At 53.7% G+C, this 24,173-nt stretch carries 20 protein-coding genes, 1 tRNA gene and 2 pseudogenes; 21 read left to right on the top strand and 2 right to left on the bottom strand.

Annotated elements, in window-relative coordinates; genetic code table 11:
* The first annotated feature begins 1 nt into the window (after position 1).
* Positions 2-952 carry a glycosyltransferase gene (locus GF423_RS01725; RefSeq protein ID WP_154326722.1) on the top strand — a complete coding sequence of 317 codons (951 nt, stop codon included), beginning with the start codon at positions 2-4 and terminating at the stop codon, positions 950-952.
* Positions 953-1,260: 308 nt separating this feature from the next.
* On the opposite strand, the gene GF423_RS14135 is transcribed toward GF423_RS01725, so the two are convergent.
* Complete coding sequence (locus tag GF423_RS14135) at positions 1,261-1,515, bottom strand: hypothetical protein (protein WP_235911643.1); 255 nt, start codon at positions 1,513-1,515, stop codon at positions 1,261-1,263.
* A 268-nt stretch (positions 1,516-1,783) separates the two neighbouring features.
* On the opposite strand from GF423_RS14135, the pseudogene GF423_RS14335 reads away from it, so the two are divergent.
* Together GF423_RS14335 and GF423_RS01715 are read left to right on the top strand one after the other, a co-directional pair.
* Positions 1,784-1,915: pseudogene (locus GF423_RS14335) on the top strand (IS30 family transposase); the annotation flags it as partial.
* A 431-nt stretch (positions 1,916-2,346) separates the two neighbouring features.
* Positions 2,347-3,603 carry an ATP-binding protein gene (locus tag GF423_RS01715; RefSeq protein WP_154326720.1) on the top strand — a complete coding sequence of 419 codons (1,257 nt, stop codon included), beginning with the start codon at positions 2,347-2,349 and terminating at the stop codon, positions 3,601-3,603.
* Positions 3,604-3,680: 77 nt separating this feature from the next.
* On the opposite strand, the gene GF423_RS01710 is transcribed toward GF423_RS01715, so the two are convergent.
* A complete protein-coding gene (locus GF423_RS01710; RefSeq protein ID WP_154326719.1) occupies positions 3,681-4,055 on the bottom strand; it encodes a hypothetical protein in 375 nt (124 codons plus the stop codon).
* 375 nt (positions 4,056-4,430) lie between these two features.
* On the opposite strand from GF423_RS01710, the pseudogene GF423_RS14330 reads away from it, so the two are divergent.
* The 18 genes and pseudogenes from GF423_RS14330 to GF423_RS01630 form a co-directional block, all read left to right on the top strand.
* A pseudogene (locus tag GF423_RS14330) lies at positions 4,431-4,562 on the top strand (IS30 family transposase); the annotation flags it as partial.
* Positions 4,563-4,814: 252 nt separating this feature from the next.
* Positions 4,815-5,390, top strand: coding sequence for a PASTA domain-containing protein (locus GF423_RS01705; RefSeq protein WP_206113327.1), 576 nt, complete (start codon positions 4,815-4,817; stop codon positions 5,388-5,390).
* Positions 5,391-5,394: 4 nt separating this feature from the next.
* A complete protein-coding gene (locus tag GF423_RS01700; RefSeq protein ID WP_154326717.1) occupies positions 5,395-6,513 on the top strand; it encodes an RluA family pseudouridine synthase in 1,119 nt (372 codons plus the stop codon).
* A 140-nt stretch (positions 6,514-6,653) separates the two neighbouring features.
* Complete coding sequence (locus GF423_RS01695; protein ID WP_154326716.1) at positions 6,654-7,457, top strand: OmpA family protein; 804 nt, start codon at positions 6,654-6,656, stop codon at positions 7,455-7,457.
* 222 nt (positions 7,458-7,679) lie between these two features.
* Positions 7,680-7,856: a hypothetical protein gene (locus GF423_RS14030; protein WP_178324674.1), complete on the top strand. Its 177-nt coding sequence runs from the start codon at positions 7,680-7,682 to the stop codon at positions 7,854-7,856.
* A gap of 10 nt (positions 7,857-7,866) precedes the next feature.
* Entirely contained in the window at positions 7,867-9,792 is a 1,926-nt protein-coding gene (gene dxs / locus GF423_RS01690; protein ID WP_154326715.1) for a 1-deoxy-D-xylulose-5-phosphate synthase, read from the top strand.
* Positions 9,789-11,123: a Trk system potassium transporter TrkA gene (trkA, locus tag GF423_RS01685; RefSeq protein ID WP_154326714.1), complete on the top strand. Its 1,335-nt coding sequence runs from the start codon at positions 9,789-9,791 to the stop codon at positions 11,121-11,123. The genes dxs and trkA overlap by 4 nt, the downstream gene beginning before the upstream one ends.
* A gap of 2 nt (positions 11,124-11,125) precedes the next feature.
* Positions 11,126-12,628 carry a TrkH family potassium uptake protein gene (locus GF423_RS01680; protein WP_154326713.1) on the top strand — a complete coding sequence of 501 codons (1,503 nt, stop codon included), beginning with the start codon at positions 11,126-11,128 and terminating at the stop codon, positions 12,626-12,628.
* Between the two features lie 80 nt (positions 12,629-12,708).
* Positions 12,709-15,288 (top strand): FtsK/SpoIIIE family DNA translocase, encoded by a 2,580-nt coding sequence (locus tag GF423_RS01675; protein WP_154326712.1) that lies wholly within the window; start codon positions 12,709-12,711, stop codon positions 15,286-15,288.
* 109 nt (positions 15,289-15,397) lie between these two features.
* The gene (gene lolA1 / locus GF423_RS01670) at positions 15,398-15,961 is read left to right on the top strand and encodes an outer membrane lipoprotein periplasmic chaperone LolA1 (RefSeq protein WP_206113325.1); all 564 of its coding nucleotides are present in this window, start codon (positions 15,398-15,400) and stop codon (positions 15,959-15,961) included.
* A 79-nt stretch (positions 15,962-16,040) separates the two neighbouring features.
* Positions 16,041-16,979: a thioredoxin-disulfide reductase gene (gene trxB / locus GF423_RS01665; protein WP_154326710.1), complete on the top strand. Its 939-nt coding sequence runs from the start codon at positions 16,041-16,043 to the stop codon at positions 16,977-16,979.
* Positions 16,980-17,105: 126 nt separating this feature from the next.
* On the top strand, positions 17,106-19,193 hold the full coding sequence (locus tag GF423_RS01660) for a tetratricopeptide repeat protein (RefSeq protein ID WP_206113323.1): 2,088 nt from the start codon (positions 17,106-17,108) through the stop codon (positions 19,191-19,193).
* A 529-nt stretch (positions 19,194-19,722) separates the two neighbouring features.
* On the top strand, positions 19,723-20,274 hold the full coding sequence (locus GF423_RS01655; RefSeq protein WP_154326708.1) for a DUF1599 domain-containing protein: 552 nt from the start codon (positions 19,723-19,725) through the stop codon (positions 20,272-20,274).
* Positions 20,275-20,358: 84 nt separating this feature from the next.
* Positions 20,359-21,705, top strand: coding sequence for a BT_3928 family protein (locus tag GF423_RS01650; RefSeq protein ID WP_206113321.1), 1,347 nt, complete (start codon positions 20,359-20,361; stop codon positions 21,703-21,705).
* Positions 21,706-21,790: 85 nt separating this feature from the next.
* Entirely contained in the window at positions 21,791-22,549 is a 759-nt protein-coding gene (gene tpiA, locus GF423_RS01645; protein WP_154326706.1) for a triose-phosphate isomerase, read from the top strand.
* Positions 22,550-22,733: 184 nt separating this feature from the next.
* Entirely contained in the window at positions 22,734-23,402 is a 669-nt protein-coding gene (locus GF423_RS01640) for an SPOR domain-containing protein (RefSeq protein ID WP_154326705.1), read from the top strand.
* 9 nt (positions 23,403-23,411) lie between these two features.
* Positions 23,412-24,011, top strand: coding sequence for a GTP cyclohydrolase I FolE (folE, locus tag GF423_RS01635; RefSeq protein ID WP_154326704.1), 600 nt, complete (start codon positions 23,412-23,414; stop codon positions 24,009-24,011).
* Between the two features lie 89 nt (positions 24,012-24,100).
* Positions 24,101-24,173: transfer RNA gene (locus GF423_RS01630), tRNA-Gly, on the top strand.

Here is a 24,173-nt window from a genome sequence, read left to right as displayed (position 1 = left end):
AATGAATCCGTTGCTTTCAATTATTATCCCGATGTACAGCTCCGAGAGATACATTGTACGGTGCATCGAATCATTGCGAGAACTGAAAATCCTGAAAGAAGTTATTGTGGTAGATGATGGGTCTTCTGATGGTTCGTATGACATAGCGAGAAAATTCGCTTCAAATGGAGAAATCAAGCTTTTTCATCAAGAAAACAAAGGCGTTTCAGAGGCTCGAAATCTTGGCCTGGACAGATGCAGCGGTGATGTGGTTGTATTTGTTGATAGTGATGACTTTATTATTGGCGAAGGCTTTCAATCTATGTATAATAACTTCACCTTGTCCAAAGCGGAAATGGCGATGGGTGGAGTGAAAATAAAATGTGCCGACCAACATATAGAAGTAAGGATGGCATACAGTGAAATGGTTGGAAGGTTATGGAAAGGAGATGAATGTTTCGCAAATCTTATGCACACAAACACATTCACACCATTGGTGTTTTGCTATATGTTCAAGAAGTCGTTTCTTGATAGAGTAAAGTTAAGATTTCAGCATAGAATGTCGGAAGATGACTTGTGGACAAGCATAGCCATGTGTGAAGCCCATAATGTGCTGGTGACAGATGACCTTCATTATGTGTATTGCAAAAATTCGGATTCTATAACAGGCACAAATGTTTCGACCATATTTCGAGCAGACAACCACTTGGCAGTCGCCAACGATTTGTATGACTATTTGCGCAACCACACACTGAGTGAAAATGCGGAAGTATGGCTATGCTGTAAAATTCTGTATATAGCCTCAATAGCTGTAAAAATATACATCGACAACGACTATTATACCTTTAGCCTAAGTATTGAAATGTTTCAAGATTTGTTTAGTCGTGTACTTCAATCTTCTAATGAATATGCCAAAAAGGTTGGGCTTATGTTTGGTAAAAGGCTATTAGACACAATAAAATCAGTGAAATAAAGATTTTGATCGTTTGTGCCACATTGCTGATAATGCCACTTGTTCGGAAGAGATATGTGCAAAAAATAGAACAAGTCTTGTTCATAAGTACTGTGAATCCACACATGTGTGTCTTAAATATTCACAACCTCGCTACAAAATTCCCGTTGTCGGGAATGCGAAACTTTCCCTATACGGAAATTTCTCTGCTCCGATGTAGAGTGTGTCGAAAGCGTCGGTGCCGTCGGTGCGGTGTTCGAGGAGGTCTTCTTCGCTTTCGGCGAGTTTTTCGCCGGCTTTGTCTTTGCGGAAGCCGTTGCGGCCGCGGCTTACGCCGGCTGACTGGAGGCGAGGATGAGGTCGTCGTTGTTCTGGCGGTTGAAGAATGGCATGAGGCGTTGTTTGCCGGCAAAACCTTGGTTGATGAGTAGGTACTTTTCGTCGTGGCGCATCGGATTACCGATATACACCGCCTCCACTGTCCAGCCGTGACGTTCGAACTCGTGGACTACGACCCATCGGAAGTCCTGCTCATTGACGGCATAGTTTGAGCCGAGTGCGGTGGCATCGTAGTAAAAGACCACCGTCTTGCACCGATGCTCCGCGTAGTAGCGGCAGAAGTCATCGACAAGTTCAGACCATATTCAATAACGAAGTGCAAAATTTCGTTCTGAATGGCCCTGCACACATTTTTGTCGTTCGAGACTTAATGGCGGATTGGGGATGGGGCTTCACATGCCCCCAGCCCCTCCCCAATCCGCCATTAAGTCGCGCAAAATGTAACTTTCAACTAGCAATACAAAAAAAAGGAGACCGAAGTCTCCCCGAGATTAACCGACTTTGTATTACGATATGTATTATCAATTAACCTCGCAGCAAGGGTCGCAAATTTTCGCCTTACTGCAAAGAAGGACTCCGAGAAAAGTTATCGTTTCGATAGTGGGGTGCAGTCAATCAACACTGAATTTCGACTGCCCAAAGAATGTTTCCTTCCGGCAAATCGCTAATTTTGCACTTGCCACTTGAGAGTAGGGGTGTTCTATAAATTCCAAATATGTTCTTTTTTTTGTTTTGGTCATCTTTGGTTTCTTGCTGGCATCTTTGCCCTCATCTGTTTAACCTGTAGCCCGCTACTATGTCTTCACATCTGAGTCCAAATCTACTCAGCAATAAATCCAAATCTGACTCAAGCAATTTATAGAACGCCCTTTAATGATTACGGAATTAGTTTTCTGCAAAATTAGCGGTTTAATTACAAACAAGTGCCCCCCCCTTAAATATTGTTAAACGATATAAATTGTAGCTTTACTAAACCGTAGGATATCGGATTTTACTGTAATATTGCAGAAAAATCCGGCTAATAGCTTGGTCCTATTCGGAATTTATTGTAATTTTGCAGTAAAATCCGAATAAGCATGGGGCGTTACATTCAAAGAGAGACTTATCTCCGTCAACTGATGGACAGGATGGGAAACGGCGAGGTGAAAATCATCACTGGTCCCAGACGTTCGGGCAAGTCATGGTTGCTCAACAGAATATTCAAGGATTATTTGCTCGAACAGGGTGTAGCAGAAGACAATATTATTATTGTCTCCTTCGACATGGACGACGATGAGGAGACCGGCGACCTGACTGACCGTCAGGCACTGAAGTCCTATCTATATAGCCGCATCACTGACGACACGACACCTTATTACATTATTCTCGACGAGGTGCAGGAAGTGGAGGGGTTCGAGAAGTTAGTCAATGGCCTGAACGCCAGAGACAATGTGGACGTTTACATTACCGGCAGTAACTCTCATTTTCTTTCTTCCGACATCAAGACCATTTTTCGCGGACGGGGCGATGAGGTGAAGGTATGGCCTTTCTCCTTCCGTGAGTTCTGCACCGACAGGACTGAGCCCGTCAGTGAATTGTGGAAGGAGTATTACACTTACGGTGGCATGCCAGGACTGCTTCGCCAACGCACGTCAGAACAGAAGGTGGCCTATCTGCAACGGTTGTGGAACAAAACCTACCTCGATGACGTGGTAGAACGTCACAAGGTAAAGAATCGCGAGGCTCTTTCTGCTCTTGCCGACGCGCTATGCTCATCTGTAGGTTCGCTGACCAATCCCAACCGCATCAGCAATGTGATGAGAAGTGTGCAAAACACCAAGATTGATTCTGAGACTGTCTCCAATTACATAGGCTATTTGGAAGAAGCTTTCCTATTTGAAGGCGCCAAGCGCTACAACATAAAAGGCAACAAGTATTTCGAGAGCATCAAGAAATACTATTCAGTGGATGTGGGATTGCGCAATGCCAAACTTAATTTCCGGCAACAGGAGATCACTCACATCATGGAGAACGTCATCTACAACGAGCTCCGGATGCGAGGTTTTGCTGTGGATGTCGGTGTGGTGGAGGCTCGCGAGATGCGAAATGGCAAGTCTGAGTATATCCAGTATGAGATAGATTTCATTGCCAGCAATGGGAGAGACAAATACTACATTCAGTCGGCATTCTCTTTAGACAGCGAAGAGAAGCGGCAGCAAGAACTAAGGTCGCTCCTCAAAGTCGACGACAGTTTCCAGAAGATTGTCATCACAGGCAGCGATATTGCCGCATATACCGACAATAAGGGCATCCGTTTCATGGGACTCTTCCAATTCCTGCTCTCTGGCATTTAACAAGAATCCCGCCGCTCGGTGCATCGATGGCACTATGCGGCGGGAACTTTAGAAATATCGATGCAAGAGACATGCTGTTAGATAACCTTTTCGCAAACCTTATCTTCACCTACAAAAACGGTAATTACATATTTACCATTTTCTGACGGATACTCGGGGCATTCGAAAGCCTCTTCTTTCACTAATTCTTTCTTCTCATTGCCAAATTCTTCCAAGAAATCATCGATAGAGTCATAGGAGTCAAGGTCATATTGTTCGTCATATTCACCATTTTCAATACTTTGGATGAATGAATCAATAGTATCTTGTGATAGCGGTTCTGCTACGTTATAATTCTCATCAATCCAGTAGAATTTGTGATTGACAATCATGTAGAGATAAGCATACTCACCACCATCCTTACTGGTAAAGGAAAAATGCACAACTGCATTTTGAAGATCTTTAATATCCATATTCAAACTAGCGATTCACCTCCACATCGCGAGGTTTTTAAGTGGTTACCCATCCCTAAACATATAGAGGAAAAACTCCATCACGACTACCAAGCCACCATCGAAGAAAATGGCCCCACCAGCGAGCCATCGTGATAACCTCGGGCAGATTTATTTTTTCACCATATTCAATAACGAAGTGCAAAATTTCGTTCTGAATGGCCCTACACACATTTTTGTCGTTCGAGACTTAATGGCGGATTGGGGATGGAGCTTCACATGCCCCCAGCCCCTTCCCAATCCGCCATTAAGTCGTGCAAAATGTAACTTTCAACCAGCAATACAAAAAAAGGGAGACCGAAGTCTCCCCGAGATTAACTAACTTTGTATTGCGATATGTATTATCAATTAACCTCGCAGCAAAGGTCGCAAATTTTCGCCTTACTGCAGAGAAGGACTCCGAGAAAAGTTATCGCCTCGATAGTGGGGTGCAGTCAATCAACAATGAATTTCGACTGCCCAAAGAATGTTTTCCTTTCGGCAAATCGCTAATTTTGCACTTGCCAGTTGAAAGTAGGGCTATGCTGCATTTTGCTGGATTGCTCAGTTTTTGGCCTCATTATTTTGTCGAGATACGACTATTCACTAACTTTGCACAATTAAACAGCACAAAACGTGAAGTACAATCCACTCGATACATTCATGGCAAAGCACCCGGTGCTCAGCAATTTCATTTTGGCCATTATAGTCTTTTTGGCAGGTTGCTACGCAAGCTTGCTTTTGCTTGATGTTTTCACAGTGCACGGGCAGGAAGTGAAAGTGCCCGATGTGCGCTTCCGCCCCCTTGCTCAGGCCACCGAGATGCTCGACCAGGCAGGCCTGTCCTATGAGATCGACTCCATTTACAACGAGGATTTCAAGCCGGGCATCGTCATCGACCAGACGCCCACTGCCGAGTCGATGGTCAAGAGCACGCGCACCGTCTACCTCACTGTCAACATGACTTGTCCTCCCATGGTGGAGTTGCCCCGGGAGCTCACCGAGCTGCCTGGAGCCGATGGCGTGACGCTGCTACAGTCGCTGGGCTTCAGAAACATCACCGTCGACACCATCCCGTCAGACAAGGCCGACCTCATACTCCAAATTTCGGTCAACGGCCACAAGGTGGCCGTGGGCACCAAAGCTGCCGTCAATGCCCGCGTCACGCTTTCGGTGGGTGCCGGCAACATGGACGTCCCCGAGTATGACCCCCTGGGCCCTGTTTTGCGCGATTCACTCATCCGCCAGCAGATCAGGAAGGGCACAATCCAGCTCGAGCAGGATTCCGACCAGATAAGTCCGCACATAGTTTATTAGCACGATGATTGAGGATTCCAACATTTACACGCCCTCCAGCTCCGATGCTCCCGTGCCTGATCTCGAGATCAGGCGCGATTTCTCTATACCCGATTTTGTAGAAAACGGGCGCGAACTGTGGGAGCACTACAACTTTGAGGTTGAGCCGGGGCAGGACCTGTTGCGCATCGACAAGTATCTCGCCGTGCGCATCAAGGGCACCTCGCGCACCCGCGTGCAGCACGCTGCCGAGGCCGACTGCATACGTGTCAACGGTCGCCCCGTCAAGAGTAACTACCGTGTGCACTCGGGCGACAAAATCAAGGTGGTCATGGACCGTCCTCGCTACGAGAACGAGATTATAGCCCAGAACATTCCCATCAACATTGTCTATGAAGACCGTGAACTGCTTGTCGTCAACAAGCCGGCCGGCATGGTCGTGCACCCGGGGCACGGCAACTACGACGGCACCCTCGTCAATGCCCTGGCTTGGCATTTCAAGGACGACCCCGACTACGACGTCACCGACCCCCGCATGGGGCTCGTGCACCGCATCGACAAGGACACGTCGGGCTTGCTGGTCATAGCCAAGACCCCTCGTGCCAAGACCTCGCTGGGCCTTCAATTCTTCAACAAGACCACCCAGCGCCAGTATGTTGCCGTGGTGTGGGGCCAGATGAAGCAGCTCGATGGCACAATCGAGGGCAACATTGGCCGCAGCCTGCGCGACCGCCTGCAGATGGCCGTGTTCCCCGATGGCGACTATGGCAAGCATGCCGTCACCCACTATCATGTGCTCGAGAACCTGGCCCACGTGGCAGTGGTGCGTTGCCAGCTCGAGACGGGCCGCACCCATCAGATACGTGTGCACATGAAATACATAGGCCATCCGCTCTTCAACGATGCTCGCTATGGCGGCGACAAGATACTGCGCGGCAACACATCGGGCAGCTATCACCAGTTTGTGATGAATTGCTTTGCCACCTGCCCCCGCCAGGCCCTTCATGCCAAGACGCTGGGCTTTGTGCACCCTGTCACCCACCAGCTCATGCAATTCGACAGCGAGATCCCGCCCGACATGCAGGCCCTCATTCAGCGGTGGCGCGACTACACCGCCGCCATCACTGCAGGCCGTGTGCTCTAATGAAATCCATAAAATTGGCCCTTTTGTAGCAAGTTTTGGTCATTATGTAGATTATTGCCCTTCGGCTGGCTGCGTCGAGTAAACTTTGCACAATTTTTGCAGTCTGTCAATAAGATAAAAGATTATAATCGACAGGAATTATGAAAAAGATTGTCATTCCTATATTATGTGTGGGCTTGATGCTCTCCACAAGCAGCTGCGAGCTTGCTCAGTGGGCAGTGTTCTCCTCGCCCAATTCCTCCAATACTGAGAAGGGTGCTGTGGTGGGTGCATCGGCCGGCGCCCAGACGGGTGCCTTCATAGGCAGTGTCACCAGCAACTGGCACAATCATGGCCAGAACACGCTGCTGGGTGCAGTCATCGGCACGGCAGCGGGTGCCGCTATTGGTGCTGCTGTGGGCTCGAGCATGGACAAAGCCAACAAGGGCGGCGTTGTGTCGACCAGCCCTGAATGCCAAGATTACAGCTACTACAACGACAACAGCAATTCAGGGTCGGTGGTGACGCGGGTCTACACCCCGGCTGGCCAGGCGGTGTATTTCGGCGCCAAGAAGACGGGGCTGAGCCGCGATGCCAAGCATCGCCTCGACCAGGTTGCCGCCCAGTTGCGCAACGACCCATCGGCCAGTGTCGAGATATATGGCCATGCCGACAACTCGGGCAGCTACAACGACCGCTTGCGGGTATCGACCGAGCGGGCCACACAGGTGGGCAACTACCTGCGCAGCCACGGCGTGCCCTTGTCGCAAATCTACTGCCAGGGTTGTGCCGACCGTTATCCCGTGGCCGACAATGCCTCGCGTGAAGGTCGCGCACGCAATCGTCGTGTCGAGATTGTGGTGACTCATCACAGTGCTACTGCCGATGGCCCCGCATCGCCGTGGTCGTCGGGCGGCGACAATGTGCCGTCGATTCACTACGGCGCGGGCGAGAACAGCTATTGATGACCGCCAGTTGCGATTTCTCTTTTGTTTACAATACAGTAGGGTTGTGCTCGATAGTGCAACCTTTTTTTTCTTAAGTTGCCCCTCGTTGACACTTGGAATGTGAGGTGGCAGTTTCACCGACAGGCATTTGCTAAAATTGATGCCAAATAGGGTCGGCGTATGGAATGTTTTTACTAAATTTGCAATTCAAAATCAAGTGTGACGTGGTGCTTTAGAATCATGAGTACAAAAAATATATTCCGATTTGGCTTCATTGGTCTGTTGTGGCTTGGGTTGGTCTATTACATCCTCATGACTGCCAAGGCCACATTTACTACCTATTTCTCAATCATAGCCTCGGGCATCATCGTCTTTGTGCCCATGTACAAGAAATATATTAAGAAAAAACAAGATTGACAGTCCACTTATGTCTAACAACGAATATATCAACAACACGTTTCCCATGCTTGCCTCAATCGACAGCCCGGCCGACCTCAAGCGTCTGCCCGTCGACTCGTTGCCCACGTTGTGCAAGGAGCTGCGCGGATTCTTGATTCACGAGCTGTCGACCAATCCTGGCCATTTTGCCTCGAGCATGGGAGCTGTCGAAATCAATGTGGCCCTGCACTATGTGTTTAACACGCCCTACGACCGCCTGGTGTGGGATGTGGGCCATCAGGCCTATGTGCACAAGATACTCACGGGCCGGCGCGACAGGTTCGACACCAATCGCAAGATGGGTGGCCTCAGCGGTTTCCCCAATCCCAGCGAGAGCGAATATGATACTTTCATAGCCGGCCATGCCAGCAACTCGATATCGGCGGCTTTGGGCATGTCGATGGCCTCTGAGCTGGCCCACGAGCACGATCGCAAGGTCGTCGCTATCATTGGCGACGCATCGATAAGCGGCGGTTTGGCCTTTGAGGGCCTCAACAATGCTGCTATGCACAACAACAACTTGCTCATCGTGCTCAACGACAACGACATGTCGATCGACACGCCTGTGGGCTCGCTGGGCGAGTACATGACCGACATCACCACGTCTAAGCGCTACAACACGATGCGCTACAAGGCCTACCAATTCTGCCGCCGCCACCACATCGTCACCGAGCACGGCCGCGGCCTGGCTCTGCGCTTCAACAACGCCATCAAGTCGCTGCTCACGGGCCAGCAAAACATCTTTGAGGGCCTCAACATACGCTACTTCGGCCCGTTCGACGGCCACGATGTCGTGAAGCTCGTGAAGATTTTCAACGACCTCAAAGACATGACGGGCCCCAAGATTGTGCACCTGCGCACCATCAAGGGCAAGGGCTATGGCCCTGCCGAGAAAGACCCCACCACGTGGCACTCGCCCGGCAAGTTCAATGAGGCCACTGGCGAACGGGTCAAGGCCGACACGACTGGCCAGCCCACCAAGTATCAGTATGTGTTTGGCCACACGCTCGTGGAGCTGGCCAAGCAGAACCCAAAGATAGTGGGCATCACAGCAGCTATGCCCACGGGCACATCGATGTCGATGCTGCAAGAGGCTTTCCCCGAGCGCACGTTCGACGTAGGCATCAGCGAGGGGCATGCCGTCACCTTCTCGGGCGGTCTTGCCAAGGAAGGCATGCATCCCTTCTGTGCCATCTACAGCAGTTTCTTGCAGCGTGGCTACGACGAGATCATCCACGACGTGGCCATTCAGAGGCTGCCCGTCACTTTCTGCATCGACCGCGCAGGCTTGGTGGGCGAGGACGGTGTCACTCATCACGGCAACTTCGACCTGGCCTATCTGCGTTGCATCCCCAACATGATTGTGAGCGCCCCCATGAACGAGCACTACCTGCGTCATCTCATGTACACCTCGCAGCTCCCTGGCATGGGGCCCTTTGCTATACGCTATCCCCGTGGCAAGGGTGCTCTTGTGCAATGGCAGTGCGACATGCAGCAGCTGCCTGTGGGCAAGGGACGCAAGCTGACCCAAGGTACCGATGTCGCCATCTTGAGCATTGGCCACATCGGCAACAATGTGGCCCGGGCCGTCGAGCTGCTCAGGCAAGAGGGTATCGCGGCCGCCCACTACGACATGATATTTCTCAAGCCCATCGACCAGGCGATACTTGCCGAGGTGGCCAGCAAGTTCAAGTGTGTGGTCACTGTCGAAGACGGCACTGTCGTGGGCGGCTTGGGCAGTGCTGTGGCCGAGTACATGGCTTGCAACGGCGCTGCTGTCAAATTGCTGCGCATGGGTATCGACGACCACTTTGTCAATCAAGGCACTGTGGCACAGCTCCAGCACCTGTGTGGTATCGATGTCGAGTCAATTGTCAACCGTGTTGAAAATTTAGTGAAAGGAGAGTCTAAATGAAGATTATCATTGCGGGTGCCGGAGAGGTGGGCACACACCTGGCCAAGATGCTAAGCAACGAGGATCAGGACATTATCATCCTCGACACCGACGAGCGCCGCTTGACCAGTCTCGAGAACTACAACTTGATGACCTGTGTGGGCAGTGCTATCTCGTTTGAAGATCTCAAGAACGTGAGTGTAGACAAGTGCGACTTGTTTATTGCTGTCACGCCCTATGAGACGCGCAACATGCTGGCCTGCTCCATGGCCAAGCACATGGGAGCCAAGAAAACGGTGGGCCGTATCGACAACTACGAGTTCCTGCTCAAGGCTCACAGCAACTATTTCAAGCAGCTGGGTGTCGACGACTTGATCTATCCCGAGTACTTGGCTGCCAAGGAAATACGCACCGCCTTGAAACATACCTGGGTGCGCAACTGGTTTGAGCTCTTCGACGGTGAGCTCATTGTAGCGGCCGTGAAACTGCGCTCCAATTCCAAACTGCGAAACAAGCCATTGCGCGACATGGGCAATATTGCCGACTTCATGCACGTGAGCGCCATCAAGCGCAATCGCGAGACCATCATTCCCCGAGGCGACGACGTGATTCGCGCCAACGATATTGTATACATCGCCACAACTCACGACCATCTCGACAAGGTGATCGACGTGTGTGGCAAGTCGCAAATCGATGTGAAGAAGCTCATGATGATGGGCGGCAGTCCCATCGCTGTGCAAATAGCCAAGACCCTGCAAGACCAGGTGAAAATCAAAATCATCGAGCCCGACGAGCAGCGTTGCCAGTATCTGTCCGACATATTGCCCAACTGTAGCATCGTGCACGGCGATGCCACCGATGCCGACATTCTTGAGGAAGAGGGCGTGAGCGACACCGATGTGTTTGCAGCTTTGAGCGACCGCAGCGAGACCAACATCCTGAGCTGCATGATGGCCAAGGAGCACGGCGTGCGCAAGACCATTGCCGAGGTCGAGAGCATGCAGTTCATCGCCGAGGCCGAAAGCCTCAACATAGGCACCATCATCAACAAGAAACTGCTGGCCTCGAGCCGCATTTTCCAAATCCTGCTCGACAGCGATGTCAACAACGCACGCTGCCTGGCGCTGGCCGATGCCGAGGTGGCCGAGCTCATTCTCAAGCCCGACAGCAAGGTGTGCAAGAAGGATGTGCGGGAGCTCAGTCTGCCCGACGGCATGACCATTGCCGGTGTCGTGCGCGACGGCGAGGGCATGCTGGTCAAGGGCGACACCCGTCTGCAACCTGGCGACCACGTGTGTGTGTTCTGCCTGAGCGGTGTGTTCCACACGGTGGAAAAATACTTCAGCAAGTAGCAATGAAAAGATTTTACACGCAAAATATCAATTTCCCCATCATTCTGCGCATGATAGGGTGGCTGCTCATGATCGAGGCTGGCTTCATGTCGATACCCTTGTGTGTGTCGCTCTACTATTATTTCTTCGAGGGCGTTGCCAGTGAGCTTCATGTGGCGTGGGCCTTTGGCTACTCGGTGGGCATCACCCTGGCCACAGGCTTCTTGATGACAACGCTCATTCACCCGTCTACACTCTCCATGCAGCGCCGCGAGGGCTTCTTGCTCACTGCTGTGACGTGGGTGTTTTTCTCGGCTTTCGGCATGTTGCCCTTCTTGTTTTCGGGCAGTATCGACAATGTGGCCGATGCTTTCTTCGAGACCATGTCGGGCTTCACGACTACCGGCGCTACCGTGATACGCGATGTCGACCACACGGCCAAGGGCATCCTCTTTTGGCGCGCGCTCACCCAGTGGATAGGCGGCATGGGCATTATCGTGTTCACGCTTGCTGTGCTTCCCATGCTCAACTACAAGGGGGGCATCGCTCTTTTCAATGCCGAGGTGCCAGGCATCACCCACGAGCGCTTGCGTCCGCGCGTGAGTCAGTCGGCCAAGTCGCTTTGGGGCATGTACATCATTCTCACGGCTATCCTTGCCGTGCTGCTCATGTTTGGCCCTATGGACTGGTTTGACTCGGTGTGCCAGACGATGTCGACGGTGTCGACTGGCGGCTTCTCGACCAAGACCATAGGCCTTGGCTACTGGCACAACTACTACAGCGACGTCATGATCATGATTTTCATGTTTTTGTGCGGCACCAATTTCACTCTGCTTTTTCAGGCCAGCGGCGGTAAACTGGGCGTGTTCTGGAAGAGCAACACTTTCAAGTGGTATCTGGGCGAGACAGTTCTGGTCTCGGTCATCATCATCTTGCGCATGTGGACCGAGGGCTTTCTCGACAACTGGCCCGACCGCATCTTGTTCTCGTTTTTCGACACCATTTCGGGCATTACCTCCACGGGATTCTCTACCTACAGCTATGAGAAGTCGGGCGAGTTCATTTCGTTTGTGCTCATGATAGCTATGTTCTTTGGCGGCATGACAGGTTCTACTGCCGGTGGTGCCAAAATCGACCGCATGGTGGTCATGCTCAAGAACACACGCAACGAGTTCTACCGCGCCTTGCATCCCAATGCAGTCACCTCGGTGCGCGTCGACGGCCGTGCTGTGCCTCACGACATTGTGGCCAAGGTCATCGCCTTCTTGTGCATCTATGTGCTCATTCTGGTGGCTGTGGCGCTTGTGCTATCGATGATGGGATTGCCCATTTTCGATGCTCTGTTCTCCTCGATGTCGGCCTTGAGCAATGTGGGCTTTGGCTACGGGCTCACGGGCGACACGGGCTCGTTTGCCCTCTTGCCCGACTTTGGCAAGTGGCTCTTGAGCTTGGAAATGATGGTGGGCCGACTCGAGTTGTTTACCGTGCTGGTGATCCTGACCCGCGATTTCTGGGTTAAGGATTGAAAACAAATGCTAAATGCTATTGCTGATAGGCGTAAAAAATTGTAATTTTATAGGCTGATAATTTTAAAAGGAAATTTCAAGTGGCAAAAGACACATCATCTACATATTTCAACCCCGACATCTCCAGTGTGAAGGAGAGTGTGGCCTACAAGAAAGAGGAAGAAGCCAAGAAAAGAGCCCAAGAGGAGAAGCTCACCCGCTGGCAGCGTGTGGGGCGTTTCTTTGCCAACGGGCGCACTCGTTTTGCCATAGGCACGATTCTGCTCCTGGCCGGGGTCTATCTGCTCATCGCCTTCCTGTCGTTTGTGCTCGGGGCAGGCGATGCCGACCAAAATCAAGAAATGTATTACAGCACCGTGCAGAATGCTCGGCAGTTGGGCTCGATTCACAACGTGGTGGGTGCTATGGGCGCCACCCTTTCTGAGACGCTTGTGCGTCAAGGTTTCGGCCTGGCCGCTTTCATCATTGTGATATGGTGTGTGACCCTGGCCGTGAGGTTTTTCAAGCCAGGTCGCAAGATTTTCTTCTTCAGCTTCACGCTCATAACGATTTTCAGCCTGTTCACGATGTCGCTCATTTTGGGTGCATGCTTTTACTACTATAGCCCGTTCTCTTTCCCCATAGGCGGCGAGTTTGGCAAGTATGCCAATGTATTTATTGTGGGGCTCATGGGCTATCCTGGCTTGATAGGGGTCAACTTTGTGCTTGGCCTCATTTGGGTGCTGCTGTGCTACGAGACCCTGCGTGCCATCTACAACAGCGTGAAGCGTCGCATCCCGCACCGCCGCCATTTCAATGGCGACGAGGTCGACGATGGCCACGAGAAGCCCGTTGTCACTTCCAATTTTCCTGGCGACGTGGTCAAGACTCCCGATTCGCCTGCCAGCCCTGCTACACCCCCGGCTCCTCCTGTCAATACAGCTCCGTTCACGCCGGCGGCCCCTGCCAGCGGCCCCTTTGTGACGCTCAACGACAAGAAGCCTAAGCCCAAGAAGAGCCGCGGGGTGCCTGCTGTTGCCCACGACAGCGGCAGTGCTTCGGGCCGGGGGGTGAAGATGGCCAATATACCCATGGCCGACAATGGCAAGTCGCGCGGTGAGGAGAACCTGAACGACCCCACTGGCGAGTACCGCCACTACTTTTTCCCGCCGCTCGACCTGCTGGCCGATATCAAGATGAAGACCGACAGTGTCGACGTGGAGGAGCAGGAAGACAACAAGCGACGCATCACCGAGACTTTGGGCAACTATGGCATCCAAATCAAGCACATCGATGTGCACGTGGGTCCCACAGTCACACTCTTTGAAATCGTCCCCGAGGATGGTGTGCGCATCTCCAAAATACGCGGCCTTGAAGACGACATCGCCATGTCGCTTGCCGCCTTGGGCATTCGCATCATTGCCCCCATGCCAGGCCGCGGCACCATAGGCATCGAGGTGCCCAACCGCGACCCGCAAATTGTGCCCATACGCGAAGTGCTGGGCTCGAAAAAGTTCAAGGAGACTCGTGCCAAGCTGCCCATGGCGCTGGGCTGCACAGTGTCCAATGAGGTCTTTGTGGCCGACTTGGCCAAGATGCCCCACTTGCTCGTGGCTGGCGCTACGGGCAAAGGCAAGTCGGTGGGCTTGAACACCATCATTGCCTCGTTGCTTTACAAGAAGGGCCCGTCTGAGCTCAAGCTCATTCTCATCGATCCCAAGCGTGTCGAGTTCAGCATCTATGCCGACCTGGAAAAATACTATTTTGCACGAGTTCCCGGCGAGGACCGCTGCATCGTCACCGACACGAGCAAGGTGGTGAAAACCCTCAACTGCCTCGTGCAGGAGATGGAAAACCGCTACATGGTGCTCGAAGAGGTGGGGGAGCGCAAGGTCGAGGACTACAACAAGCGCTGGCGCAACGGCTTGCGCAACGAGGTTGACGCCGATGGCAACCACCGCTACCGGTTCATGCCCTACATCGTGTGCATCATCGACGAGTTCAGCGACATGATTATGACTGCCGGCAAGGAGGTGGAAACTCCCATCGTGCGCATTGCCCAGAAGGCTCGTGCAGTGGGCATTCACATGATCATTGCCACCCAGCGCCCGTCGGCCAAGGTCATCACTGGCTTGATCAAGGGTAACTTCCCCGGCCGCATGGCCTTTGCCGTGTCGCAAAACATCGACAGCCGCATCATTCTCGACCGTGGCGGTGCCGAGCACCTCATAGGCCGCGGCGACATGCTCTTCTCGGTCGATGGCGAGATTACACGCCTGCAATGCCCGTTTATCGACACTCCCGAGATTACCAACATATGCGAGTACATCAAGGAACAAGAGGACAACGACCTCGATGTAAACCACGAGGAGCCCTACGTTCTGCCCGAGTATGTGGCCCCTGCCTCTGAGGCCGATGGCGGCGAGGGAGGTGGCTCGGCTGCCAGTCTCAACGACCGCGATCCGCTCTTCGAAGAAATCGCACGTTGGGTCGTGCAAGGCGACACGGCATCCACGTCGAGTGTGCAACGCCGCTACTCGATAGGCTACAATCGTGCCGGCCGCATCATGGACCAGCTCGAGGCTGCCGGTATCGTGGGACCTGCTACCGGAGGCAAGCCCCGCAAGGTGCTGCTCACGCCCATGGATGTCGACCAGACGCTCTTCAACTCGCTGCATTGATGCTGCCTCGCCTTGCGCAGCATGGCAGGCGGGTACATGGCACGATTGTTGCTGGTAGTGTGTAATATTTCTTTTTTTCAAATGTAATATGTGTAAAAAAATATTTTCTTTGCTATTGCTCTTCGTGGCCATGGCCTGCCAGGCACAGACGGCCACCCAGATTTTTGACAAAACGGTTTCGGCCTTTCGCAATGCCGGCACGGTGAGTGCCTCCTACTCGATGAGAGGTTCGCACGGCACTATTGTCATGCAGGGCAGCAAGTTCCGCATCTTGGCCAACAACGTCAAGGCCTGGTACGACGGAAAGACCGAGTACACCTATTCCAAAGCTACGGGCGAGGTCAACATCACCACACCCAGTGCCAGAGACCTTGTGATGGTGAGCCCGCTCTCGGTGGCCGGTCAAGTGCGCAACGCCTACAAAATGAAGGCCAAAAAAAATACAGGCGGCTACACTTTGTATCTCACGCCCAAAAAGAAAGGACATGTGAAGTCGATCACTTTATATATCAGCAAGGCCTATGTCTTGACCAAGGCCGTCTACACCACCAGCAAGGGCAGCCAGTCGCTCACGATAAGCAACTATCGCACCCATGTGGCGGCCAGTGCATCCACCTTCCGGTTCTCCAAGAGCCAGGTGCCGGCGGGCACCCAAGTGGTCGACTTGCGCTGACGACTGGGGCTCGTCGTGCATGCTACCTTTTGTGGTCAGAACTAATTTATAAATTTCAATATCTTTATCTTTTTCAATTATGGAACACATCCAGTGTCTAATTATAGGGTCGGGCCCGGCAGGCTACTCTGCAGCAATATATTGCGCCCGCGCCAGCGTGAATGCAGTGCTCTACACCGGACTTCAGCAAGGTGGACAGCTCACGCAGACTACGACTATCGAGAATTATCCCGGCTTCCCCGACGGTGTCGACGGCTTCGAGCTCATGGAGCTCATGCGCAAGCAGGCCGAGAATGTGGGTGCGGTATTGCGCCAGGGAGCCATCACTGCCGTCGACTTGAGCAAGCGCCCCTTTGTGGCAACTGTCGACGGTAAAGACCAGCTTGAGGCCGACACCGTGATTGTGGCTACCGGCGCCTCGGCAAGGTATCTCGGGCTGCCCGACGAAAAAAAATATGCAGGCATGGGCGTCTCGGCTTGTGCCACTTGCGACGGCTTCTTCTACCGCAAGAAGGTGGTGGCCGTGGTGGGCGGTGGCGACACTGCCTGCGAGGAGGCCTCCTACTTGAGCCACATGGCCAAGAAGGTGTACATGATCGTGCGCAAGCCCTACTTGCGTGCCTCGGCTGCCATGCAGGAGCGCGTGAAGGCCATCGACAATATCGAGATCCTCTACAACACCAACACCGTGGGTCTCTTTGGCGAGAATGGCGTGGCTGGAGCTCACTTGGTGCGTTTCAAGGGCACCGACAAGGAGGAGCTCTACGACATCAACATCGACGGCTTCTTCCTGGCCATAGGCCACGACCCCAACACGGCATTTCTTGCTGGCCAGCTCGAGCTCGACGACCAGGGCTACATTAAGCTCAAAGGCGACACCCAGGCCACAAGTGTCGAGGGCGTCTATGCCGCAGGCGATGTCGCCGATCCCCGCTATCGACAGGCTGTGGTGGCTGCAGGCACTGGTGCCTGCGCTGCTCTCGATGTCGAGAAGTTTCTCGCTCAGCATCGCTCATAGCCCTGGCAGGCCGCTTCGCCAGGCCTCAATGTTGGGTTAAACTACGTTAAACTGGGTGAGTCCCAAAAATTACATAAGTCTAAAGCGTTATTTTTGTAAACGTTTTAGACTTTTTTATTGCACATTTTGAACAGTTTTAGATACACACTCGTCTTTCTCCTGTTTTGGGCATCGTCGGTTGCCATTGCGCAAATCAACACCGAGCAGGTGCTGCGCATAGGGCAAAATGCGCTCTACTTTGAAGATTATGTGCTCTCGATACAATACTTCAATCAGGTAGTCGCGGCCAAGCCCTACCTGGCCGAGCCCTATTTCTATCGCGCTGTGGCCAAACTCGATCTCGAGGATTTCCAGGGAGCCGAGCAAGATGCCACGTTTTGCATCGAGCGCAACCCGTTTATCATCGATGCCTATCAGGTGCGAGCCATTGCCCGCCAGAACCAGAAAAAATTCCAACTGGCCATAGCCGACTACGACAAGGGCCTTGAGCTCAATCCCGCCAACAGGTCTTTTGTATTCAACAAGGGTATATGCCTGCTCGAGCTCAAGCAGTATCATGCCGCCGACTCGGCCCTCAACATCGCACGCCGCATTGATCCCAAAAACGACCGTGTGTTGCTGGCCAAGGCACAGATTGATCTCGCTGCAGGCGACACTGCCCTGGCTCTCGCCCACATCGACAGCAGCCTGGTCATCTCCAAGAGCAGCGAGATGGCCTATGGCATGCGGGCCGACATCCACATCAAGCACCGCGCCACCTATCCCGATGCCGTGGCCGACCTCGACTCACTCATCAAGTTCCAGCCGCGCAATGCCAGCAATTTCATCAACCGTGCCTATCTCAAGTATGAAATCGATGACTATACTGGTGCAATGAGCGACTACGACTATGCCATAGGGCTGGAGCCCGACAACGTGACGGCTATCTACGACCGTGCCCAGCTCAGCGCCGAGGTGGGGGAGGACCAGAAAGCCATTGCCGACTTTAGCAAAGTGCTCAAGCTGGAGCCTGCCAACTTCCTCGCGCTCTACAACCGCGCTCAGCTCTACATGCGCACTCGCCAGTTTCGCAAGGCCGTGGCCGACTACGACCGCATCTTGCACAAGTATCCACGCTTTGAATCGGGCTACATGGCCCGTGCCGAGGCCAAGCGCCTGGCTGGCGACCTCAAGGGCAGCGAGCGCGACAACGAGACGGCCGTCGTCATCTTCAAGCAGAAGGGCATAAGGGTTTCGACCTACGACCCCGTCAAGGCCGAGGTGCGCATGGCCGAGAAGAAAATACGACAGGAGCAGAAGGCCGCCCAGGCCAAGATGGACCAGCCCGAAACCAGCGACGACATCATCAAGAAATTCAACAACATCTTGACGGTAAAAAGCGACAACTCGTTTAAGCCCGAGTACGACAACCGCACACGCGGACACATCCAGAATGCCAACTTCGACATCGACCCCGAGCCCATGTTTGCACTGTCCTACTACAGCTACGTCAACAAGCTCAATGGCAAAACCAACTATATGAAAGAGGTGACCGAGGTCAACGACTCCCACCTGCTGCCCATGTTGCTCACCCTCACTTGCGACAATGTGAAAATCGACAGCAGCGAGGTGGCCAAGCGTTTTGCCAGCATCGACTACTACAACGGCCTGCTGGCTACTTCCAAGCCCCGCTCGATCGACTACTTGGCCCGTGCCCTCGACTACATGATGGTGAAAAATCCCGAAGCCGCCTTGCTCGATGTGGACCGCGCCATCAAGAGCAGCCCAAAGTTTGTGCTGGCCTATTTCCTGCGCGCCAACGCCCACTACCTGCAATATCTGCTTGAGTCGAAAGGCGAGGGCAGAGCCCCCGACGCACGGCCTGCCAGCGCGGCCGAGCATGAGGCCGCAGCCATGCTCCACCGGCGCGAGGCCGGCAGCCGACTCGACGACCTGATTGCCGATCTCAACCAGGTGCTCGCTCTCTCGCCCAAAAACGTGTATGCCATCTACAACAAGGGCAATGCCTACATGCTGCAAGGCAAGTACACCGAGGCCGTGAGCTGCTACACCCAGGCTATCGGCATCAAGCCCGACTTTGGCGAGGCCTATTACAACCGCGGCCTCGTCTACATGCGGCTCGGCAACCGCCCCAGCGGTGTCAACGACTTGAGCAAGGCTGGCGAGCTCGGCATCCTGCCCAGCTATACCGTGCTCAAGCGCATGAACGATTGAGCCTTGTACACGCAGGACACTGCCTCGTCTCTCCTGGCCAGAACGCATTTCTGGCCGATAGCGGTAGAATTGCAATGAAAAAAAGTTGCCAAAATGCTTGCTTTTTGCTCACGATTATTGTACCTTTGTGTTGTGAGATCATTGAAACATTGCCGCATCAAAGTGGATCGGGATACTCTTCAATTTTTTATGAAATGCCGAGTATACGGCTATGCCAATGGCGGGCCTCGACCGTGAGGTGCACCCCCTTTCGGGTGCCGGAGGATTACAAAGGTGTAGTCGCACTCAAATCCTTGTATTTGACCGGAGTTTCATCACATCCTTTGATGTGGCTTTTCTATAGCAGGATGCCAGCTTCACACGCGCTGTGGGCAGGTATCCTGCCTTTTTTTTGTGTTTATCCGTTTGCTACGATTGTGCATTGCCCGGGGGTAAATTTTAGCGACGGGGCTGGCACGATATCGGCAATCTTTTGTAACTTTGCACAAAAGTGCGTTTTTAAGTGCACACAACATTACATCACGTGATTATGCCAGCAGATACGATTAAAGAATATGAGCAAGTGATAAAGACTTGCCGACAGATCTTTGTCGACAAGATGGCCGACTATGGACCCTCGTGGCGCATCTCGCGCCCGTCGACCATCACCGACCAGATTTTTATCAACGCCAAGCGCATACGCACCATTCAGCTCAATGGCGGCTCCAGCAAGGTCAACGAAGACATCTACAGTGAGTACCGCGGCATTGTGAACTATGGCATCATCGGTCTTATCCAGCTCGAGCGGGGCTTCAGCGACACTGTCGACATGACCCGCGACGAGGCTGTCGAGCTCTACGACAAGTATGCAGCCCTCACCAAGCAGCTCATGATCGACAAGAACACCGACTATGGCGAGGCCTGGCGCGACATGCGCCCCAGCAGCTATGCCGATTTCATCCTCACCAAGGTGGAGCGCACCAAGTCGATCGAGGACCACGGCGGTGTCACCAAGGTGAGCGAGGGCATTGCTGCCAATTATCAGGACATGGTCAACTATGCCGTCTTTGCCTTGATACGCCACAACGAGGGGACCGATTGAGACGCGAGTACTGGCATGTGGCGGCAATTGCCGCTCATGCGCCGGTAAAAAATAAATAAGCAACTAAAATTTTTTTTGATAGCAGTGTCGATTTTCAAACTCCCAAACTGGGCCTTGCCCATAGCTCAAAGCAAGTGGAACACCGTGGTTGTGTGGTTGCTGCGTGCAGCAGTGGGCTGCGTGTTTATTTTCTCGGGCCTTGTCAAGGGCATCGACCCTTGGGGCGGCTACTACAAGCTCATCGACTATTTCAATGCCTTCGGTTTCCCCGAGCTGGTACAGGTGGCCCTGCCTTGTGCCCTCGCACTGGCATGTTTCGAGTTTGTACTGGGCGTGTGTGTGCTCGTGGGTGCCTTTCGCCGTGGCTCGGTTGCCTTGCTGTTGCTCATGATGTGCGTCATGACACCGCTCACGCTCGACCTTGCGCTCACTGGCAAGGTGCCCGATTGCGGCTGCTTTGGCGATGCGTTGGTGCTGAGCAACTGGCACACTTTTGTCAAAAATTTGATTTTGCTGCCCGCCCTCGTCTACCTGCAATGCTTCAACCGCCGCGTGCACGGCCTCTACGGGCCGGCTATCAACTGGGCGGTGGGACTCTTTGCTCTCGTCTATATCGCCGTCGTGGCCTACGACGGCTACAACGTGCAGCCGCTCATCGACTTTCGGCCCTACAAGGTGGGTGCCAGGGTGGGCGTGTCGTCGACAGCCGACACCGATGGCGACGACTATGTGTTCGTCTATGAGAAAGACGGCAAGCAGCAGGCTTTCGGTCTCGACAGCCTGCCCGACGACGACAGCGGGTGGCAATATGTGCAGCGGCGCTTCAAGCCTGGCCGTGAACCACGCGGGCAGGCCTCGCACCCCTCAATCGAGATTCTCGACAACGGCAACGACGTCACCGACCTTGTCTTGCCCGACACTGGCCGTCAGTTGCTCATCCTCTTCCCCGATCTCAAGAATGTGAACATCGCCTATACCTTCGACATCAACGTGATAAGCGAGAATGCCAAGAAGCAAGGCGTCGCCATGATGGGGCTCACTGCGGCCGACACGGCTGCTGTGGCCGAGTGGTACGACATCTCGATGGCCCGCTATCCCATCTACAACGTCGACGAGAGCCAGCTCAAGACCATTGCCCGCGGCAATCCGGCGCTGGTCTATGTCGAAAACGGCGCGGTGCGCTGGAAGCGCACGCTCACGTCGCTCAACCCCGACTATGTGCGCAACGGGCAATTTCCCATAGCCCGCTACAACAGCGACTACGACGCCAGCGGCCAGCTCAAGGGGCTCACTGGAGCCCTGGTCATTGCCATGCTGGCCTTGCTGCTCATCAACCGCACCCATGTCGTGGTGCTGGCCATGTGCCGCCGTTTCAGGTCCCAACGCAGCCCCCGGGCCGACGCTGCGCAAGCAAGTGATAAAGAATTATAAATATTTGCTATTTTCTTGGTGCTGCTGTAACTTTGCAGTTCGGAAACAAGAGAAACGATAATATACATTAAATTTTTTAACTGAAATGAGAAAGAATATTGTAGCAGGCAACTGGAAAATGAACACCACAGTGCCTGAGGGCGTGAAGCTCGCCAAGGAAGTTAACGACGCAGTGGCAGCTGCCAAGGACCTGAAGTGCGAGGTCGTCATTGGCGTGCCTTTCACTCACCTCACTGCCGTGAAGGCCGTGATCGACATCAACAAGGTGGGCCTGGCAGCCGAGAACTGCGCTGCCAAGGACAAGGGCGCCTACACGGGCGAGGTGTCGGCAGCCATGGTGGCTTCGACTGGTGCCAACTATGTGATTCTGGGTCACAGCGAGCGCCGCGAGTACTTCAACGAGACTCCCGAGATGCTTAAAGAAAAAGTTGACCTGGCACTTGCCAATGGCCTGAAAGTCATCTTCTGCTGCGGCGAGAGTCTTGAGCTGCGTGAGAATGGCACCTACAAAGAATATATCAAGAGCGAAATCGAGGGCTCGCTCTTCCACCTGAGCGCCGACCAGTTTGCCAACATCGTGATCGCCTACGAGCCCATCTGGGCCATCGGCACCGGCAAGACTGCTACCAGCGACCAGGCCGAGGAAGTGCACGCCGTGATACGTGGCCTCGTGGCCGACAAATATGGCAAGCAGGTGGCCGACGACACCACCATCCTCTATGGCGGCAGCTGCAAGCCTGCCAATGCCCCTGAGCTCTTCTCCAAGCCCGATATCGATGGCGGCCTCATAGGCGGCGCCTCGCTCAAGGCCGACTCCTTCATGGGCATCGTCACCGCTTTCTGATTGCCAATCAATGCTTGGCGTTTGTCGTGAGCGGCCGTGACGGCCCGCGCCGAGGCAAGCGCAAGTTTAAGACATAAAATTGACTACATTGATAATTTTTTATTACCTTTGTAGTCAATTTTGTTTTTAGCAGTTTCACTGTCCCGCCGGGGCAATACAAACGCAGTAGATAAAGCATATCGCAATGACAGATTCTCGCTTCTTCCGACTCTTGGGCATCTCGCTTGTCGCAGCCCTGTGGCTCTCGCTGGGCCCCCAGGCTGCAGCACAGGTCACCGTCAACGCTCCCCAGGGCTTGCTGGGCGGCAAGGACAAGAAAGAAACCAAGGCGAAACCCGACAAAGACTCTAAAGACAAGTCGCAGCAGAGCAAAGACAAAAACTCCGACCCAGGCATCGTCGCGCCGGGCGAGGGCGAGACCCAGCTGGGCGACGGCCAGGCTCAGAGCCCCGCCGAGCCCCGTCACGACACGCACGCTGTCAAACCTGCTGGCCGGGGCAAGGTGAAAATCACCGGCGCGATGAAGGAAAGCTTCCACTACTATGACCAAGCCATAACCAAGCAGGTCACGGGCTACCGCATCCAGGTGCTCTTCAGCTCCCGCCGCGGTGCACGCAACCTGGCCTATGCCCGCGCTAAGGAGCTGGCCATGGCCTTCCCGCAATATCACTACTACGTGTCCTACAATGCTCCGCAGTGGCGGCTGCGTGTGGGCGACTTCACACGCCGCGAGTCGGCCCGCAGGGCCCTCAGGCGCATCAAGAAGGCCTTCCGCAAGTATGCCTCCGAGACCATCATTGTGACCGACACCGTCAATGTGTGGGGCGACGCTGCCGCCCCCGTATCTTTTTAATCGTTGAAAATGAACAACACTCCATCCAATCATTGCAACTGCGACACGCAACTCATCGATACAATTGCCGAGCACTACCGTGCCATACTCCAACTCATAGGCGAGGACCCCTCGCGCGAGGGCCTCGTCAAGACCCCGCGGCGCGCTGCCAAAGCCCTGCTCGAGAACACACGCGGCTACCGCCAGGACGCCGAGGCCATCATTGCCTCGGCCGTGTTTGAGCACCCAGGCTCCCACATGGTCATCGTCAAAGACATCGAGTTCTACTCCTTGTGCGAGCACCACATCCTGCCTTTCTTCGGCAAGGTATCGGTGGGCTATATCCCCGATGGCAAAATCGTGGGCCTGAGCAAGCTCGCACGCACCGTCGACGCCTATGCCCGCCGCCTCCAGGTGCAGGAGCGCCTCACGGGCGAGATATGCGACGCCGTCGACCATGCCCTGCCCAACAAGGGCGTCATCGTGGCCTGCGAGGCTTCCCATCTGTGCATGAAGATGCGCGGCGTCGAGAAGCAGGAGTCTACCACCTTCACAATGCACTACAAGGGTGCCTTCGAGGACGTTAGGCTGCGTCAAGAGTTCTTCGAGCTTTTGCACCAGCAAAAATAATGTGATTTTTTTGGCCCCAAAGTTTGGTAGTTTCAATAAAACCCATTATCTTTGTACCCGCAATTGAGAGACAACCGATATTGCAAAACGCGAAAATAGCTCAGTTGGTAGAGCGCGACCTTGCCAAGGTCGAGGTCGCGGGTCCGAGTCCCGTTTTTCGCT

Origin of the sequence: Sodaliphilus pleomorphus, assembly GCF_009676955.1 — a bacterium.
Lineage (GTDB): Bacteria > Bacteroidota > Bacteroidia > Bacteroidales > Muribaculaceae > Sodaliphilus > Sodaliphilus pleomorphus.
Note: the sequence above shows the minus strand (reverse complement) of the source record. Positions and strands in the feature narration are given on the sequence as shown.

Excerpts from the sequence above, each read along its gene's own strand:
- GF423_RS01655 (WP_154326708.1), top strand. The coding sequence starts at position 19,723 with ATGCCAGCAGATACGATTAAAGAATATGAGCAAGTGATAAAGACTTGC.
- GF423_RS01725 (WP_154326722.1), top strand. The coding sequence starts at position 2 with ATGAATCCGTTGCTTTCAATTATTATCCCGATGTACAGCTCCGAGAGA.
- dxs (WP_154326715.1), top strand. The coding sequence starts at position 7,867 with ATGTCTAACAACGAATATATCAACAACACGTTTCCCATGCTTGCCTCA.
- GF423_RS01680 (WP_154326713.1), top strand. The coding sequence starts at position 11,126 with ATGAAAAGATTTTACACGCAAAATATCAATTTCCCCATCATTCTGCGC.
- GF423_RS01640 (WP_154326705.1), top strand. The coding sequence starts at position 22,734 with ATGACAGATTCTCGCTTCTTCCGACTCTTGGGCATCTCGCTTGTCGCA.
- folE (WP_154326704.1), top strand. The coding sequence starts at position 23,412 with ATGAACAACACTCCATCCAATCATTGCAACTGCGACACGCAACTCATC.
- GF423_RS01710 (WP_154326719.1), bottom strand. The coding sequence starts at position 4,055 with ATGGATATTAAAGATCTTCAAAATGCAGTTGTGCATTTTTCCTTTACC.
- trkA (WP_154326714.1), top strand. The coding sequence starts at position 9,789 with ATGAAGATTATCATTGCGGGTGCCGGAGAGGTGGGCACACACCTGGCC.
- tpiA (WP_154326706.1), top strand. The coding sequence starts at position 21,791 with ATGAGAAAGAATATTGTAGCAGGCAACTGGAAAATGAACACCACAGTG.
- trxB (WP_154326710.1), top strand. The coding sequence starts at position 16,041 with ATGGAACACATCCAGTGTCTAATTATAGGGTCGGGCCCGGCAGGCTAC.
- GF423_RS01700 (WP_154326717.1), top strand. The coding sequence starts at position 5,395 with ATGATTGAGGATTCCAACATTTACACGCCCTCCAGCTCCGATGCTCCC.
- GF423_RS01715 (WP_154326720.1), top strand. The coding sequence starts at position 2,347 with ATGGGGCGTTACATTCAAAGAGAGACTTATCTCCGTCAACTGATGGAC.
- GF423_RS14030 (WP_178324674.1), top strand. The coding sequence starts at position 7,680 with ATGAGTACAAAAAATATATTCCGATTTGGCTTCATTGGTCTGTTGTGG.
- GF423_RS01695 (WP_154326716.1), top strand. The coding sequence starts at position 6,654 with ATGAAAAAGATTGTCATTCCTATATTATGTGTGGGCTTGATGCTCTCC.